Source organism: Pseudomonas sp. (assembly GCF_049300855.1).
In the GTDB taxonomy this organism is placed as follows: Bacteria; Pseudomonadota; Gammaproteobacteria; order Pseudomonadales; family Pseudomonadaceae; genus Aquipseudomonas.
Genome location: NZ_JBAQKH010000027.1, coordinates 23,503 through 39,039, shown reverse-complemented (window position 1 = coordinate 39,039; position 15,537 = coordinate 23,503). Strand labels below are relative to the sequence as shown.

At 59.7% G+C, this 15,537-nt stretch carries 16 protein-coding genes; 9 read left to right on the top strand and 7 right to left on the bottom strand.

Features of this window, described 5'->3' with window-relative positions:
* Entirely contained in the window at positions 1 to 816 is an 816-nt protein-coding gene (locus WA225_RS13085; protein WP_422608245.1) for a sugar phosphate isomerase/epimerase family protein, read from the top strand.
* 99 nt (positions 817 to 915) lie between these two features.
* The gene (locus tag WA225_RS13080; RefSeq protein ID WP_422608244.1) at positions 916 to 1,794 is read left to right on the top strand and encodes a DMT family transporter; all 879 of its coding nucleotides are present in this window, start codon (positions 916 to 918) and stop codon (positions 1,792 to 1,794) included.
* Between the two features lie 115 nt (positions 1,795 to 1,909).
* Here the strand turns inward: WA225_RS13080 and WA225_RS13075 are convergent, their stop codons facing one another.
* Complete coding sequence (locus WA225_RS13075) at positions 1,910 to 3,247, bottom strand: MFS transporter (protein ID WP_099757240.1); 1,338 nt, start codon at positions 3,245 to 3,247, stop codon at positions 1,910 to 1,912.
* Positions 3,248 to 3,271: 24 nt separating this feature from the next.
* On the bottom strand, positions 3,272 to 3,517 hold the full coding sequence (locus tag WA225_RS13070; RefSeq protein ID WP_422608243.1) for a hypothetical protein: 246 nt from the start codon (positions 3,515 to 3,517) through the stop codon (positions 3,272 to 3,274).
* Here WA225_RS13070 and quiC point away from each other — a divergent pair.
* Both quiC and WA225_RS13060 read left to right on the top strand, forming a co-directional pair.
* Complete coding sequence (gene quiC, locus WA225_RS13065; protein WP_422608242.1) at positions 3,516 to 5,417, top strand: 3-dehydroshikimate dehydratase QuiC; 1,902 nt, start codon at positions 3,516 to 3,518, stop codon at positions 5,415 to 5,417. The genes WA225_RS13070 and quiC overlap by 2 nt on opposite strands.
* A 101-nt stretch (positions 5,418 to 5,518) precedes the next feature.
* Complete coding sequence (locus WA225_RS13060) at positions 5,519 to 6,196, top strand: TetR family transcriptional regulator (RefSeq protein WP_422608241.1); 678 nt, start codon at positions 5,519 to 5,521, stop codon at positions 6,194 to 6,196.
* 54 nt (positions 6,197 to 6,250) lie between these two features.
* Here the strand turns inward: WA225_RS13060 and WA225_RS13055 are convergent, their stop codons facing one another.
* Positions 6,251 to 7,105 carry a shikimate dehydrogenase gene (locus WA225_RS13055; protein WP_422608240.1) on the bottom strand — a complete coding sequence of 285 codons (855 nt, stop codon included), beginning with the start codon at positions 7,103 to 7,105 and terminating at the stop codon, positions 6,251 to 6,253.
* A gap of 5 nt (positions 7,106 to 7,110) precedes the next feature.
* Positions 7,111 to 7,551 carry a type II 3-dehydroquinate dehydratase gene (gene aroQ, locus WA225_RS13050; protein ID WP_064118766.1) on the bottom strand — a complete coding sequence of 147 codons (441 nt, stop codon included), beginning with the start codon at positions 7,549 to 7,551 and terminating at the stop codon, positions 7,111 to 7,113.
* A gap of 314 nt (positions 7,552 to 7,865) precedes the next feature.
* On the opposite strand from aroQ, the gene WA225_RS13045 reads away from it, so the two are divergent.
* Positions 7,866 to 8,294, top strand: coding sequence for a DUF4160 domain-containing protein (locus WA225_RS13045; protein WP_422608239.1), 429 nt, complete (start codon positions 7,866 to 7,868; stop codon positions 8,292 to 8,294).
* Entirely contained in the window at positions 8,291 to 8,737 is a 447-nt protein-coding gene (locus WA225_RS13040; protein ID WP_422608238.1) for a DUF2442 domain-containing protein, read from the top strand. Before WA225_RS13045 ends, WA225_RS13040 begins: the two co-directional genes overlap by 4 nt.
* A gap of 53 nt (positions 8,738 to 8,790) precedes the next feature.
* Here WA225_RS13040 and trmA read toward each other — a convergent pair whose 3' ends face one another.
* Together trmA and WA225_RS13030 are read right to left on the bottom strand one after the other, a co-directional pair.
* Entirely contained in the window at positions 8,791 to 9,870 is a 1,080-nt protein-coding gene (gene trmA / locus WA225_RS13035; RefSeq protein WP_422608237.1) for a tRNA (uridine(54)-C5)-methyltransferase TrmA, read from the bottom strand.
* Positions 9,867 to 11,162: an NCS2 family permease gene (locus WA225_RS13030; RefSeq protein WP_016986174.1), complete on the bottom strand. Its 1,296-nt coding sequence runs from the start codon at positions 11,160 to 11,162 to the stop codon at positions 9,867 to 9,869. The genes trmA and WA225_RS13030 overlap by 4 nt, the downstream gene beginning before the upstream one ends.
* A 222-nt stretch (positions 11,163 to 11,384) precedes the next feature.
* Between WA225_RS13030 and WA225_RS13025 the strand changes: the two genes are divergently transcribed.
* Positions 11,385 to 11,834 carry a DUF4879 domain-containing protein gene (locus WA225_RS13025; protein WP_422608236.1) on the top strand — a complete coding sequence of 150 codons (450 nt, stop codon included), beginning with the start codon at positions 11,385 to 11,387 and terminating at the stop codon, positions 11,832 to 11,834.
* 66 nt (positions 11,835 to 11,900) lie between these two features.
* A complete protein-coding gene (locus WA225_RS13020) occupies positions 11,901 to 12,452 on the top strand; it encodes a DJ-1 family glyoxalase III (RefSeq protein ID WP_422608235.1) in 552 nt (183 codons plus the stop codon).
* 5 nt (positions 12,453 to 12,457) lie between these two features.
* Here WA225_RS13020 and WA225_RS13015 read toward each other — a convergent pair whose 3' ends face one another.
* On the bottom strand, positions 12,458 to 13,696 hold the full coding sequence (locus tag WA225_RS13015; RefSeq protein ID WP_422608234.1) for an MFS transporter: 1,239 nt from the start codon (positions 13,694 to 13,696) through the stop codon (positions 12,458 to 12,460).
* Positions 13,697 to 14,090: 394 nt separating this feature from the next.
* On the opposite strand from WA225_RS13015, the gene WA225_RS13010 reads away from it, so the two are divergent.
* On the top strand, positions 14,091 to 15,536 hold the full coding sequence (locus WA225_RS13010) for a cytochrome ubiquinol oxidase subunit I (protein ID WP_422608233.1): 1,446 nt from the start codon (positions 14,091 to 14,093) through the stop codon (positions 15,534 to 15,536).
* The last annotated feature ends 1 nt before the right edge of the window (position 15,537 follow it).

Here is a 15,537-nt window from a genome sequence, read left to right as displayed (position 1 = left end):
ATGAGCGAACGCATCCTCTCCCTGGCCAGCCTTACGGTGCTGGAGTTGTCGCCACCGCAAATGGTCGAAGTGGCGGTGCGTGCCGGTTACAGCCATGTCGGTTTGCGCCTTGAGCCGGCGACGCCAGAGGAATATCACTTCCCGTTGGTGGCCGATGGCGACTTGCGGCGTCAGACGTTGGCGCAATTGCGTGACACCGGCATCCGCGTGCTCGATGTGGAAATCCTGCGTCTGAGGCCGCAAACCGTCGTCGCTGACTTCGAGAAACTTCTTACGGTCGGCGCGGAATTTGGTGCTACTGAATTACTGGTCGCCGGTAACGATCCTGACGAACAGCGGCTGACCGATAACTTTGCGGCGCTGTGCGATCTGGCGGCGCCTTACGGGTTGCACCCGCATCTGGAGTTCATGCCCTGGACCGATGCGCGCAACCTCGAACAAGCGCTGCGAATTGTCGAAAACGCTGATCGGGAAAACGCTGCGGTGCTGGTTGATGCGTTCCACTTTGATCGTTCGGCGTCGCGGCTGGAGGATCTGCAGACGGTGCCAGCGGCGCGCCTGCGTTATGCGCAATTATGTGATGTGGCTGGGCCGAGGCCGTCAGACATGGCCGAGATCTTGCGTCAAGCGCGCAACGAGCGGCGGTTTCCCGGCGAGGGCGATTGCGATCTGCTCGGGTTGTTGAAAGCGCTGCCGACTAATATTCCACTGAGCCTGGAAATTCCCACGGTGAAATTGCTCGAGCAGGGCGTGAGCGGATTACAGCGGGCGCAGATGGCGATTGATAAAACACGAGCGTTGTTGGCGCGCCTTTAAGCGGTGCTGCGCACCTATCGCGGGCAAGCCCGCTCCCACAGGGGGAGGCGAGCCTGCCTGCGAAGCTCTTGATCTTTTATGGCTCGACAAGGAAACCCAATGACCGTCAGCACCCCGCTCTCCGGTGTCAACCAACCCTTCAAGGGCATCTTGCTGATTGTCGTGGCAACCTTCCTGTTCTCCAGCCACGACGCACTGTCGAAATACCTGTCCGGTTTCTATCCGATCGTGATGGTGGTCTGGGCGCGATACCTGGTGCACACGCTGCTGATGGCGGGGATTTTTCTGCCGCAGTCCGGGCTGCGCGTCCTGCGCACCAAGAAGCCGTTATGGCAGTTGGTTCGAGCACTTTGCCTGCTCGGCACCAGCCTGTTTTTCACCACAGCCCTGCTGTATATCCCGCTGGCGGAAGCCACGGCGGTGAACTTTCTTGCGCCGGTTTTGGTGACGGCGTTGTCGGTGCCGCTGCTCAAGGAACGGGTGACTCGCGGCCAATGGATCGCGGTGATTTGCGGCTTTATCGGCGTGCTGATCATCGTCCACCCCGGCGGGGAATTGTTCACGCCTGCGGTGTTGCTGCCGTTCTGTTCGGCGCTGTTTTTCTGCTTCTATCAGTTGCTGACCCGCAAGCTTGCGCAAGTCGACAGCCCGACCACCAGTAACTTTTTTGCCGGGCTGTGCAATACGCTGGTGATGAGTGCGCTGGTGCCGTTCTTCTGGCAGGTGCCGACGCTGACCCATGCCGGGCTGATGCTGGCGCTGGGCAGTTGCGGGATGACCGCGCATTTGTTTCTGACCCAGGCGTTCCGCCATGCCGCCCCGGCGCTGCTGGCGCCGTTCGGTTATTGCCAGATCGTGTTTGCGGGGTTGTTGGGCTGGTTGCTGTTCAATCACACGCCTAGCCTGTTGACGGTGATCGGCATTGCGGTGATTTGTTGCAGCGGATTGGCGGCAGCGTGGCAGCAAAGCCGCCGCTGAGCTGACAACACAAGAAACTGTGGGAGCGAGCTTGCTCGCGAAAGCGCTGTGTCAGTCACATTTTTTTCGACTGTCAGTGCGCGTTCGCGAGCAAGGGGTCAATCAAGTGGCCGGTTTATTCAGTAACGGTAGGAATCTTGCGCGGTGCCATGAAGTACATCCACGTCAGCGCAATGAAATACATCGCCGGAATCAGGGTGAACAACACGGTGTAATTGTTGTTGGTCACGGTGAGGATGTGGCCGACGATCTGGGTCATGAACATCCCGCCAATCGCCGCGCACATGCCGCCGAAACCGAAGACCGTGCTCATCATGTGTTTGGGCGTGTAGTCCATCACCAGGCTCCAGATGTTCGCGGTCCAGGCCTGATGCGCACCGATGGCCAGAGAGATCGCAGCAACTGCCACCCACAGATTGGCCGAGCCAGCCGCCATGATCACGCCGATGATGCAGCAGGCAAACAGGAACATCGACAACAGCCGCGCCTTGATCGAGTTCATCCCGCGACCGATCAGGAACGAAGACAAGATGCCGCCACCGACGCTGCCGAAGTCAGCCGTGACGTAGATGATGATCAGCGGAATGCCCATCTGGGTGACGTTGATGCCCAGGTTGTATTGCTGATTGAGGAACGGTGGCAGCCAGTACAGGTAGAACCAGAACACCGGCGCGGTCAGCGAGTAGGCGAGGGCGAAGGCCCAGGTGCCGCGCATACGGAGGATTTTCGAGAACGGCACGCGGGCCTGTTCCGGTTCGACTTCTTGCTGGATGTAGTCCAGTTCGGACTGTTTAACGCTCGGATGATCTTCCGGGTTGAAATACTTCAAGCCCCAGAACAGCAACCAGATCCCGCCAAGTGCCGACATGCACAGGAACGCCGCTTGCCAGCCCCAGACGTGGAGAACCAGCGGCAGCAGCATCGGCGTGAACATCGCACCGACGTTGGTGCCGGCGTTGAAGATGCCGGTAGCGACAGCACGTTCGCCGGCCGGGAACCACAGGCGCGTGGTTTTCACGCAGGCCGGGTAGTTCGCCGCTTCCGTCAGGCCGAGGATGAACCGGCAGACCATGAAACCGACGGCCGACGTCGCGAGACCGTGAGCACCGGTGGCCAGGCTCCAGAGCAGCACGGCGCAGAAGAACACGCGCTTGACGCCGACCCGGTCGATCAAGCGTCCCTGCAGGACGAAACCGATCGCGTAGCCGACCTGAAACCAGAAGTTGATGTTGGCGTAATCCATCGCCGTCCAGCTCATTTCCTTGGCGAGGATTGGCTGCATGACGCCGAGGGCGGCGCGGTCGATGTAGTTCAGGGTCGTGGCGAAAAACACCAGCGCCAGCATGCCCCAACGGGTCTTGCCGACAGCCATGGCGCCGCGGATCTTGTCGCCGATGCCACCCGTGGCAGTGCTCATGGCCGGAGCCATGCGGGAAGTCTGTGAAGGAATCATGTGTTCCACCCGTTTTTGGATTTGTTATTTGGTGTGCTTTTTCTGTGCACGCTGCGACCGGTGGTTCAGATCCGGACTCAATGTGCAGTCGATGGTGGGCAGTGGACGAAAAATCGTCAATTCGCCAAACCGCCATTGTGTTCGATAATCGCACGCAAAACTAACCGGGTAGTACACTTTAAATTGCTGCCGCGTTCGATGCAGCCAATAATTTCCCTCACTACAAAAACCATCCCAGCCAAAAGCGGCGAAGTCCGGGAGTTGAAACATGCAGCGTTCCATTGCCACCGTTTCCTTGAGCGGCACCCTGCCGGAAAAACTCGAAGCCATCGCCGCCGCCGGGTTCGACGGGGTGGAGATTTTCGAAAACGATCTGCTGTATTACGACGGCAGTCCGCGAGAAATTAAACAGATGTGCGCCGACCTCGGCATCGCCATCACTCTGTTTCAGCCGTTCCGCGATTTCGAAGGCTGCCGCCGCGATCGCCTGGCGCGCAATCTTGAGCGCGCCGAGCGCAAGTTCGACCTGATGCAGGAACTGGGCACCGACCTGGTGCTGGTCTGCAGCAACGCCTCGGCCGACAGCCTCGGCGATCAACAAATCCTGGTCGATGATCTGCGCCTGCTGGCTGAACACGCGGGCGCGCGCGGCCTGCGTATTGGCTACGAAGCGCTGGCATGGGGCCGCCACGTCAATACTTATCAACAGGTCTGGGACATCGTGCGTCAGGCCGATCACCCAAGCCTCGGCGTATTGCTCGACAGCTTTCATACCTTGTCGTTGAAGGGCGATCCCCGTGCCATCGCCGACATTCCCGGCGACAAAATCTTCTTCGTGCAAATGGCTGACGCACCGATTCTGGCCATGGATGTGCTGGAGTGGAGCCGGCATTTCCGTTGCTTCCCAGGCCAGGGCGAGTTCGATTTGCCGGGGTTCCTCGCGCCAATCATCCAGAGTGGTTACACCGGGCCGCTGTCGCTGGAAATCTTCAACGACGGTTTCCGCGCCGCACCACCACGGGCCAACGCTGCCGACGGTTTGCGTTCGCTGCTGTATCTGGAAGAGAAGACCCGCCAGCGTCTGGAGCAGGAAGCTGAACCTGTGGCCAACCGCGAAATTCTCTTCGAAACGCCGAAGGCCAGCGAGTACAACGGCATCGAGTTTCTCGAGTTTGCCGTCGATGAAAGCCTCGGCGCCAAACTGTCGAACTGGCTGGAGCGCTTGGGGTTCGTCAAGGCCGGGCAGCACCGTTCCAAGAGTGTGAGCCTGTTGCGTCAGGGCGACATCAACCTGATCCTCAACTCCGAACCGTATTCGTTTGCTCACAGCTTTTTTGAAGCCCACGGCCCTTCACTGTGTGCCACGGCTGTGCGAGTCAACGACAGCGCCAGTGCCTTGGCTCGTGCCGTCGCTTACAAAGGTCAGCCTTATCGCGGTCTGGTCGGCCCCAACGAACTGGAGTTGGCGGCGGTGCGCGCACCGGACGGCAGCCTGATTTATCTGGTGGATGAACAGGCCGACGTCTACGGCACCGATTTCAACCTGCTGGCAGAAGCGCCGGCCCGTGGCGGTCTCAAGCGTATCGATCATATGGCTATGGCGTTGCCGGCCGACAGTCTCGACAGTTGGGTGCTGTTCTACAAGAGCCTGCTGGATTTCGAGGCCGATGATGAGGTGGTGCTGCCCGACCCCTACGGTCTGGTGAAGAGCCGTGCACTGCGCAGCCGCGACAGTTCGATTCGCTTGCCGCTGAACATTTCCGAGAACCGCAACACCGCCATTTCCCACGCGCTGTCGAGTTATCGCGGCTCCGGCGTGCATCACATCGCCTTCGATTGTGACGACATCTTCGCCGAAGTCAGTCGCGCCAAAGAGGCCGGCGTGCCGCTGCTGGATATCCCGCTCAACTATTACGACGACCTCGCCGCACGCTTTGATTTCGACGACGAATTCCTCAGTGAACTGGCGTATTACAACGTGCTATATGACCGCGATGCGCAGGGCGGCGAGCTGTTTCACGTCTACACCGAGCCGTTCGAAGGGCGCTTCTTCTTCGAGATCATTCAGCGCAAGAACGGCTACGCCGGTTACGGCGCAGCGAATGTCGCGGTGCGGTTGGCGGCGATGGCCAAATCACGCAGTGGCGCCGTGCGCCAGGCGAAGTTGTAGGAAATTCGTAAACGCGGGATTAAACACAGGCCGCGCGGCTTCCTTCACTGTGCTGCGCGGCCCATAATCGCCGCCTGTGCAGTGATGGCCGTGAGCCCGCAATGACGATGAATACAGAACTTTCCGCAGCTCCTGAAGCTTCCGCTGTAGAGCCGCGCAAGAGTCGCAAGAACAACCCGGAAAAGACCCGCGAGAACATCCTGCAGGAGGCGATCGTCGAGTTCGTCCAGCAGGGTTTGTCCGGTGCCCGCGTCGACGCGATCGCCGAGCGTATCCACACCTCCAAGCGCATGATCTATTACTACTTCGGCAGTAAGGAGCAGTTGTACGTCGAGGTGCTGGAGAAGCTTTACGGTGATATCCGCAGCACTGAAAACCGTCTGCACCTGGCCGAGTTGGCACCGGTGGCGGCGATTCGCCGATTGGTCGAGTTCACCTTCGATCACCATGATCGTAACGTCGATTTTGTGCGCATCGTCAGCATCGAAAACATCCACAACGCCGAATACGTGAAGCGCTCCGATGCGATCAAGGCGATGAATAACACCATCCTCGATTCGCTGAGCGAGATTCTGCGGCGTGGCGCTGATGAAGGTGTGTTCCGTGCCGGGCTTGATGCGCTGGATGTGCATCTGCTGATCAGCTCGTTCTGCTTCTATCGCGTGTCGAACCGGCACACCTTTGGCGAGATTTTTCAGATCGATCTGCCGGATGAAAGCATCAAGCAGCGGCATCGCGAGATGATTTGCGAATCGGTGTTGCGCTACCTGCAAGCCTGACGCTGTCCCTGTGGAAGCGAGCCTGCTCGCTCCCACAGGGGACAAGGTTGATCTTCAGCCGTTCATGCTTTGAAAATGCGCGAGCATGCGCTGCGCATCCGGCACCACGCCGCTGAACAACTCAAACGCCTTCACTGCCTGAAACACCGCCATGTTGCCGCCGTCCAGCGTCCGGCAACCGAGCGCGCGAGCATTGCGCAGCAGTTCGGTCTCCAGCGGGAAGTACACAATCTCCGCCACCCACAATTCCTTGCGCAGCAACTCGACCGGCACCGGCATGCCCGGCAGTTTGGCCATGCCCATCGGCGTGGTGTTGACCAGACCGTCGGCCTGATTCAGCGTGCTCGGCAAGTCCCGGCCGGCCACCGCACGAGCAAAGCCGAAATGCTGATTGAGGTTGTTCGCCAGACTCTCGGCGCGCTCACTGTCGACATCAAAAATGCTCAGTTGCTGTACGCCTTCGCTCAACAACGCGTGGGCCACCGCCGCGCCTGCGCCACCGGCACCCATCTGGACCACACGCTCACGGGCAGCGTCCTTCAGACCGCGGCGAAAACCCTCAGCGAAACCGAGGCAATCGGTGTTGTGGCCGACACGCTTGCCGTCCTTCAGCACCACGGTATTCACCGCGCCGATGCCTTCGGCTTCCGGTGATAACTCATCGAGCAGCGGGATGATCGCCTGCTTGCATGGGAAGGTGATGTTCAGCCCGGTGTAGTTCATCCGCTCGGCCGCCAGCAGCAGGTCGGGCAGGGCGGTGCTGTCCATTTGCAACTGATCGAGATCGATCAATCGATACAGATAACGCATGCCCTGCGCATCGCCTTCATGTTCATGCAGCGCCGGCGTACGCGAGGCCTGAATGCCAGCGCCGATCAGCCCGGCGAGTATTACGTTATCGCGAGACATGTGATTCACCCCTTCAACCGCTGACTGAAATGTTCCAGCGCCAGGCGATAGCCATTGCTGCCAAAACCGGCCATCACCGCCGTGGCAATCGCCGAGACAAACGAGTGATGACGAAACGGTTCGCGGGCGTGGACGTTGGACAAGTGCACTTCAATCACCGGTAATTCACTGGCCACCAGCGCATCGCGAATCGCCACCGAAGTGTGCGTCCACGCCGCCGGATTGATCACGATCCCGGCGCAACGGCCACGGGCGGCGTGAATCCAGTCGAGCAGTTCGCCTTCGTGATTGGTCTGGCGAAACTCGACGGCCAGGCCGAATTCTTCGGCCGCACGACCGCACAGGGCCGAGATGTCCGCCAGGGTTTCGTGACCGTAAGTCGCCGGCTCGCGGGTGCCGAGCAGGTTCAGGTTCGGGCCGTTGAGCACCAGAACGATAGGGGGCATGAGGGGTGACTCCACTTATTGTTTTTGGCTTTGGCCGAGGGTTTCAGCCTGTGGAGATAAAATGTACTAGATGGTTACCATGGTCAATTGAACAAAATTGGACGTGGCGGTTTATGTTCGGTGATCGCACAGAAGCAATATTGATCGAGATATGACGACAGCTTTGCTTACGTTTTTCACTGGAGATTCACCGGCTCATGACCGGTTGCGACGCTAGCCTGAAAAGCGGTGAAACGTCATGTGCCGATCACCAGTCGTCGGATTTGAAAGGAATCTTGAATCCTGAAACTTATTAACCTAACGGATGGGTTAGCATGAAGGTGTGCAGCTACAAAGGATTGTCGATTGTCATCATGTTGCGAGATGAGCATTGCCCCCCGCACGTTCACGTGAATGCTGGTAGCTGGAGCGCCCGATTACAGTTCAGTTTCTGGCACAACGATATTGAGCTTTGGGATGTCATGCCGCTTTCTCGTCGACCACCGTTAACCGTGCTGGAAGGCTTGTGTCGATCTCTTGAGCAGCCTGCTCATCTGCGACGAGCACGCGGGATCTGGTGGTCAAGATTGCAAACTGTCTGTCTCGACAATCAATTGTGGGACAGCCATTCAAACGAAGTGCTGGGGATGAAACTCGTCACTGACACGACATACAGAGTGGGATCGGCGCGTTATCTGCCAGAAGAGGGCAAAACCCTCCTGACATTGATAGGCGCATTGGAAGGAGTGGAAATCGATTTATGAAAGTCATCAAGGCTAAGCCATCCACACATCGTCCCCTGACGGAGGAGATGATCGACGCCGCCATCCTGCAAGGGGAGGCACGCCGAGCGAGTAGCTTGCAGGCTGTCTCCGTAACCTTTGAAGAATCATCTCTGGTCATCCGTTTTGAGGATGGCAGCGGTGTGTTGCTTCCGGTGAACCAGTATCCAGAGTTTGACGGGTTTGATGTAGCCGATTACGAGGGGCTAACCGTCGGATTCGCAGGGACTGCGCTTTGCCATGAGGGCAAAGACCTTGACGTTTCCATTGCCGGGATGATTTCAGCGAGCCCGTCACTCATGAAGATGGCTGCGTCGGTGGTTGCATCGCGTAACGGTCGTCAAAGCAGTGCTGCAAAGTCCGAAGCTGCTCGAGCGAATGGCAAGAAGGGCGGGCGACCACGCAAGGCCGATCCCGCGTTGTAAAGGCACAAAAAAGCCGTCAATCACGACGGCTTTCTCGTTTCAGCGTCCCGCAATCAGCGTCGGGTCAGCAACACACCCGATTCCATGTGATGCGTCCACGGGAACTGGTCGAACAACGCGCACTGGGTAATGCGGTGCGTGTCGTGCAACTGGGCGATGTTGGCTGCCAGGGTTTCCGGGTTGCAGGAGATATACAGGATGTTGTCGAAACGCCGAGTCAGTTCGCAGGTGTCCGGGTCCATGCCGGCGCGTGGCGGGTCGACGAAGACGCTGCCGAACTCGTAGCTCTTCAGATCGATGCCTTGCAGGCGGCGGAACGGGCGCACTTCGTTGAGCGCTTCGGTGAGCTCTTCGGCGGACAAACGCACCAGCGTGACGTTATCCACAGCGTTTTCGCTGAGGTTGCTCAAGGCGGCGTTGACCGAAGTCTTGCTGATTTCGGTGGCCAGCACTTTGCGCACGCGGGTGGCGAGCGGCAAAGTGAAGTTGCCGTTGCCGCAGTACAGCTCCAGCAAGTCGTCAGTGCGATCGCCCAGCGCTTCGTACGCCCAGTTGAGCATCTTCTGGTTCACCGTGCCGTTAGGCTGGGTGAACGCGCCTTCCGGCTGGCGATAGCTGAACGTGCGACCGCCGACGTCGAGTTTCTCGACCACGTAATCGAGGCCGAGCACTTCGCGTTTGCCTTTCGAGCGACCGATGATGCTGACGCCGAGATCCGCCGCCAGTTTGGTCGCCGCCGCGTGCCAGTGTTCGTCCAGTGGACGGTGGTAGCACAGGGTGATCATCGCATCGCCGGCCAGCGTGGTCAGGAATTCAACCTGAAACAGCTTGTGGCTCAGTGCCGAACTGGCCTGCCACGCCGCCTTCAACTGCGGCATCAACTGATTGATGCGCAGGCTGGCAATCGGGAACGTTTCGATGAGGATCGGCGTGCGTTTGTCGTCCTGAGCGAACATTGCGTAATGCCGATCGCCGCCCTCGCGCCACAGGCGGAACTCGGCGCGCAGACGGAAGTTCTGCAGCGGCGAGTCGAACACCGTCGGCGGTGGGGCATCGAACGGTGCCAGCAGGTCACGCAAACGCGTGACCTTGGCGTCTAGTTGCTCGGCGTAAGCCTGGGAATCGAATGTCATGCGTTGAACCAACCCAACTTGATCACGAACAGAATCGACAGAATCACCAGCGCCGGGTTCAGCTCACGGGCACGGCCCGACAGCAGCTTGATCACGGTCCAGGAGATGAAGCCGAAGGCGATGCCGTTGGCGATCGAGTAAGTGAACGGCATGGCCAGCGCGGTCACCACGACTGGTGCGGCAACGGTGATGTCGTCCCAGTCTATTTCCGCCAGGCCCGACGTCATCAACACGGCGACGAACAGCAGTGCCGGCGCGGTGGCGAACGCCGGAACGCTGGCCGCCAGAGGCGAGAAGAACAGCGCCAGCAGGAACAGAATCGCCACGACGATGGCCGTCAGGCCAGTACGGCCGCCGGCACTGACGCCGGCTGCGGATTCGATGTAACTGGTGGTGGTCGAAGTGCCCAGCAGCGAGCCGGCCATGGCCGCGGTGCTGTCGGCGATCAATGCGCGACCCATTTTCGGCATGTGGCCGTCCTTGCCCATCAGGCCGGCGCGCTTGGCGACGCCGATCAGGGTCCCGGAGTTGTCGAACAGGTCGACGAACAGGAAGGCGAAAATCACGCTGACCAGACCGATGTCCAGTGCGCCTTTGATGTCCAGTTGCAGGAAGGTCGGGGCCAGCGAAGGAGGCATCGAGGTCACGCCGCCGAACGGGGTGAAGCCCATGGCGATCGAGACGATGGTCACCGCCAGAATGCCGATCAGCACCGCGCCGCGCACTTTCAGCGCTTCGAGGGCAACGATCAGGGCGAAACCGAGGGTGGCGAGAATCGGTGCCGGTTGTTTCAGGTCACCGAGGCCGACCATGGTCGCCGGGTTGCTGACGACGATGCCGGCGTTGTGCAGGGCGATCAGGGCCAGGAACAGACCGATACCGGCGGCAATCGCCGAACGCAGTGGCAGCGGGATGCTGTTGATGATCCATTCACGGATACGGAAGATCGACAGCAGGAAGAACAGCACCGCCGAAATGAACACCGCGCCCAGCGCCACTTGCCAGGTGTGGCCCATGTGCAGAACCACGGTGTAAGTGAAGAAGGCGTTCAGGCCCATGCCCGGGGCGAGGGCGATCGGGTAGTTGGCGATCAGGCCCATGACGGTCGAACCGATCGCGGCGGCCAGACAGGTGGCGACGAACACAGCACCCTTGTCCATGCCGGTCTCGCCGAGAATGCTCGGGTTGACGAACAGAATGTAGGCCATGGCCAAGAAAGTCGTGATGCCCGCCAGAATCTCGGTGCGCACGTTGGTGTTATGTGCCTTGAGTTGAAACAGCCTTTCCAGCATGTCTGCTCCCCGTGGCGCGCGTGGCGCCGTGAATGTATCGACCTCAACAGCAAAGCACAGACCGTCGCAAGCGCCTGGAAAATTGTGGTGGGCCGGAAAAAGCCGCGCATCATACCAGCAGCGTGAGGAATATGGCGGTTGTTGGTGTCGATCGTCGGCGAAGTTTTGCGCTGAAGCCAACTGGGCCATACTGCGCGCTGAATTTTTTGCGCTGGGGATCGTATGAGCAAGGGCTGGATGAACGCTTTCGGGTTAATCGCATTGCTGATGGCCGCAGCCTCGAGTGCCTGGGCGGCGTCGGCAGCGCAGTTGACGCAAGTGAAAGTGATCAAGGTGCAATCGCCTGCCTGCGGGCTAGAAGACATCGGCGACGGGCAGACGCAGACCCAATGCAATCACAACGGCCCGAGCATCAAGGTCTATGTGCTGGAGGTCGGTTACGGCCAGAATCAGCCGCGCGCTACCCTGGACGGTTTTGAAGTCAATGGCACCCGGACCCCTGTGTGTGCTTTCGATAATGGCAACCTGACCGAATGCACCCCTGGCCGCAGCACCGTTGGGTCTCTCTATACCTTCGATCTTGCAGGCAAACAGGAAGGCACCTTCAGTTTCAGCAATACGTCGATCAACGCGCCGCGCAACACGATGTCGACCCAGCTTTACATCAAGTAACGGCTGTTGCAGCGCGATCCGGGTGAAGCTGACTACGCTTGAAGTATTACCCAGCGGATAGCGCCCATGACCTCTAGAGCCCTGATTACCCTCGCCGAGGGCATCGATGATCTGCAAAGCGTGACCCTGATCGACGTGCTGCGCCGCGCCGGCGTCGAAGTGGTAGCGGCCAGTATTGAAGGCCGGCGTATGCTGACCTGCGCCCGCGGTACGCGTCTGACCGCTGACGGCATGCTGGTCGATGTGTTGGCGCAAACCTTCGACCTGATCGTCTTGCCCGGCGGCGCCGTCGGTACGCAACACCTGGCGGCACATCAACCGCTGCAACAACTGCTCAAGGATCAGGCCAGCGCCGGCCGCCTGTTCGCCGCCATCGCCGAATCCCCGGCGGTCGCCCTGCAAACCGCTGGTGTGCTGCGTCAACGACGGATGACCTGTTTACCCAGCGCCAGCCATCAACTCTCGGGCTGTACATTTGTTGATCAATCAGTGGTGGTCGACGGCAACTGCGTCACCGCGCAAGGCTCCAGCGCTGCGCTGGAATTTGCCCTGACACTGGTCGAGCAACTGGGCGGCAGGGCCTTGCGGGCGAAAGTGGCGGGGGAGTTGTTGGTCTGAAGGCTTCAGACCTTCGCCTCCTCCACCGGCACATGCATCCGATCCCGATTAGCCAGCGTCGGGAACAACTTGATCCACGTTCCCGTCACCACCAGCGTGCCGATGCCGCCCATGACCACTGCCGGTACGGTGCCGAACCAGTGGGCGGTCACGCCGGATTCGAATTCGCCCAACTGGTTGGAAGCGCCGATGAACAGGCCATTGACCGCGCTGACCCGGCCGCGCATTTCGTCCGGGGTTTCCAGTTGTACGAAAGAGGCGCGGATCACCATGCTGATCATGTCCGCCGCGCCGAGCACCACCAGCACCGCCAGGGAGAACCAGAACGAGGTGGACAGGCCGAAGGCGATGGTCGCTACGCCGAATACGCCGACCGCCGTGAACATCACCCGGCCAACATTGCGCTCCACGGCAAATCGGGCGAGGAACAGTGACATCCCCAGCGCGCCAACTGCCGGTGCCGAACGCAGCAGGCCGAGGCCCCACGGCCCGGTCAGCAGGATGTCCTTGGCAAACACCGGCAACAGCGCCGTGGCCCCGCCGAGCAGTACCGCGAACAGATCCAGCGAAATCGCCCCGAGAATGTCCGGGCGGCTGCGAATGAAGCGAATCCCTGCGAGCAACGAATCCAGTGTGGCTTTGCCTTTGTTCAACGGCGTCTGCCGCGCAGGCAGGTTGAGCATCAGCGTGCAGGCAATGACATAAAGCAGCACCGTCGGGCCATACACCCAGACACTGCCGAACGCATAGAGCAAACCGCCGAGGGCCGGGGCGACGATGGTCGCAGACTGTTGCGCTGACTGTGCTGCCGCCACTGCCCGCGGGAATAGCGCGCTGGGGACGATGCTCGGCAGCAACGCCTGAGTGGTGGGCATTTCGAAGGAGCGAGCCGCGCCGAGCAGGAAGGCGAGGATGAAGATCATTTCGCGGGTCACGTGGTCGGTGGCGCTGCCGATCGCCAGTGCAAGCGCGATCAACGCCTGCAACGACTGGCAAATCGCCGCGACTTTGCGCCGGTCATAGCGGTCGGCGACATGCCCGGTGTGCAACATGAACAGCACGCGCGGGGCGAATTCGACCAGGCCGACCAGACCCAGATCAAGGACGTTGCCGGTCAACTGATAGAGGTTCCAGCCAATCGCCACGGTGAGCATCTGAAAACCGCTGGCGGTAAAAATCCGCGCCAGCCAAAACGCAAGGAAAGGACGATGGTGACGTAACAGCAGGGGCTCTTGGCTGGGCATCTGAAGGCAGGTCTGGCTCGGGGGGGAACCGCGAGATTATCACCAGTCTGTAACAGGAAGTTGCTATGACAAAAAATTTAGTTAGCCAGACATCGATTTCCTCAAGCTCGCCGCAAGAAATCCATTGCAGAGCATTGCCACGCCGATGAGGCAACTTGTCACGCGGCAAACGACCACGCAGTTCATCGGCAAAAATGGGACTACTCTTTCAACGTTGCTTGATCCAGATCAAGACCCCAGACGGAATTGATCCGGTGGCCAGTTGGCCAGACTCCCTGCGTTGCGATGGTTGTTTAAAAAGAACGAATCAGAATTCGCCGCACTCCATATCCGTGGGGGCAGTGGGTGCAGGCCTCCGGGTCCGCAGCCGGTACTACCTGACAGAGGAAGCCATATGTTCGGTTTAGAGGCACTAGATCTCGCCCGAATTCAATTCGCGTTCACCATCTCGTTCCACATCCTGTTCCCGGCCATCACCATCGGTCTGGCGAGCTACCTTGCGGTACTCGAGGGCCTGTGGCTGAAAACCCACAACGACACTTACCGTGACCTCTACCACTTCTGGTCGAAGATCTTTGCCGTCAACTTCGGCATGGGTGTGGTCTCCGGTCTGGTCATGGCCTACCAGTTCGGCACCAACTGGAGCCGCTTCTCGGATTTCGCCGGCGCCGTTACCGGGCCATTGCTGACCTATGAAGTGCTCACGGCATTCTTCCTCGAGGCCGGGTTTCTCGGGGTGATGCTGTTTGGCTGGAACAAGGTCGGACGCGGGTTGCACTTCTTTTCCACCGTCATGGTGGCCATCGGCACGCTGATTTCGACGTTCTGGATTCTCGCTTCCAACAGCTGGATGCAGACCCCGCAGGGCTTCGAGATTGTTAACGGGCAAGTCATCCCCACCGACTGGCTGGCGATCATCTTCAACCCCTCGTTTCCCTATCGCCTGATGCACATGGCAACGGCTGCTTTTGTTGCGACGGCGTTCTTCGTCGGCTCGTCGGCAGCGTGGCATTTGCTGCGCGGCAAGGACAACCCGGCCATCCGCACCATGCTGTCGATGGCGATGTGGATGGCGCTGATCGTCGCGCCGATCCAGGCGGTCATCGGCGACTTCCATGGCCTCAACACTCTCGAACACCAGCCGGCGAAAATTGCCGCGATCGAAGGTCACTGGGAAAACAAGGGCGACGAAGCGACGCCGCTGATTCTGTTCGGCTGGCCGGACATGAAAGAAGAGAAAACCAAATTCGCCGTGGAGATTCCGTACCTCGGCAGCCTGATCCTCACGCACTCGCTGGACAAGCAGGTGCCGGCGCTCAAGGAGTTTCCACCCGAAGACCGGCCGAATTCGACCATCGTGTTCTGGTCGTTCCGGGTCATGGTCGGCCTTGGCTTCCTGATGATTTTCACCGGCCTGTGGAGCCTGTGGTTGCGTAAGCGCGACACGCTCTACACCTCGCGGCCGTTCCTGTATCTGGCGTTGTGGATGGGGCCATCCGGTCTGATCGCGATTCTTGCTGGCTGGTTTACCACGGAAATCGGTCGTCAGCCGTGGGTGGTCTACGGTCTGATGCGCACGGCGGATGCGTCTTCCAACCACAGCTTCGTGCAGATGAGCATCACCCTGATCATGTTTGTGGTGGTGTATTTCGCGCTGTTCGGTGCAGGTCTCGGTTACATGATGCGCCTGGTGCGCAAAGGGCCGAAGATCAGCGAAGGCACGGAAACGCCGGAGGGTGGTCCAGGCAAAAAACGCACACCGGCTCGTCCGTTGTCCGCTGCCGACGATTCGGCGGATGCCGATCACGGCGACGACGTCCGCCTGACCAAGGAGATTTGAC

Coding starts and splice junctions, on each gene's coding strand:
- WA225_RS13010 (WP_422608233.1), top strand. CDS start 14,091: ATGTTCGGTTTAGAGGCACTAGATCTCGCCCGAATTCAATTCGCGTTC.
- WA225_RS13075 (WP_099757240.1), bottom strand. CDS start 3,247: ATGATTCCTTCACAGACTTCCCGCATGGCTCCGGCCATGAGCACTGCC.
- WA225_RS13015 (WP_422608234.1), bottom strand. CDS start 13,696: ATGCCCAGCCAAGAGCCCCTGCTGTTACGTCACCATCGTCCTTTCCTT.
- trmA (WP_422608237.1), bottom strand. CDS start 9,870: ATGACATTCGATTCCCAGGCTTACGCCGAGCAACTAGACGCCAAGGTC.
- WA225_RS13025 (WP_422608236.1), top strand. CDS start 11,385: ATGAGCAAGGGCTGGATGAACGCTTTCGGGTTAATCGCATTGCTGATG.
- aroQ (WP_064118766.1), bottom strand. CDS start 7,551: ATGCCCCCTATCGTTCTGGTGCTCAACGGCCCGAACCTGAACCTGCTC.
- WA225_RS13080 (WP_422608244.1), top strand. CDS start 916: ATGACCGTCAGCACCCCGCTCTCCGGTGTCAACCAACCCTTCAAGGGC.
- WA225_RS13085 (WP_422608245.1), top strand. CDS start 1: ATGAGCGAACGCATCCTCTCCCTGGCCAGCCTTACGGTGCTGGAGTTG.
- quiC (WP_422608242.1), top strand. CDS start 3,516: ATGCAGCGTTCCATTGCCACCGTTTCCTTGAGCGGCACCCTGCCGGAA.
- WA225_RS13045 (WP_422608239.1), top strand. CDS start 7,866: ATGAAGGTGTGCAGCTACAAAGGATTGTCGATTGTCATCATGTTGCGA.
- WA225_RS13040 (WP_422608238.1), top strand. CDS start 8,291: ATGAAAGTCATCAAGGCTAAGCCATCCACACATCGTCCCCTGACGGAG.
- WA225_RS13060 (WP_422608241.1), top strand. CDS start 5,519: ATGACGATGAATACAGAACTTTCCGCAGCTCCTGAAGCTTCCGCTGTA.
- WA225_RS13030 (WP_016986174.1), bottom strand. CDS start 11,162: ATGCTGGAAAGGCTGTTTCAACTCAAGGCACATAACACCAACGTGCGC.
- WA225_RS13020 (WP_422608235.1), top strand. CDS start 11,901: ATGACCTCTAGAGCCCTGATTACCCTCGCCGAGGGCATCGATGATCTG.
- WA225_RS13055 (WP_422608240.1), bottom strand. CDS start 7,105: ATGTCTCGCGATAACGTAATACTCGCCGGGCTGATCGGCGCTGGCATT.
- WA225_RS13070 (WP_422608243.1), bottom strand. CDS start 3,517: ATGTTTCAACTCCCGGACTTCGCCGCTTTTGGCTGGGATGGTTTTTGT.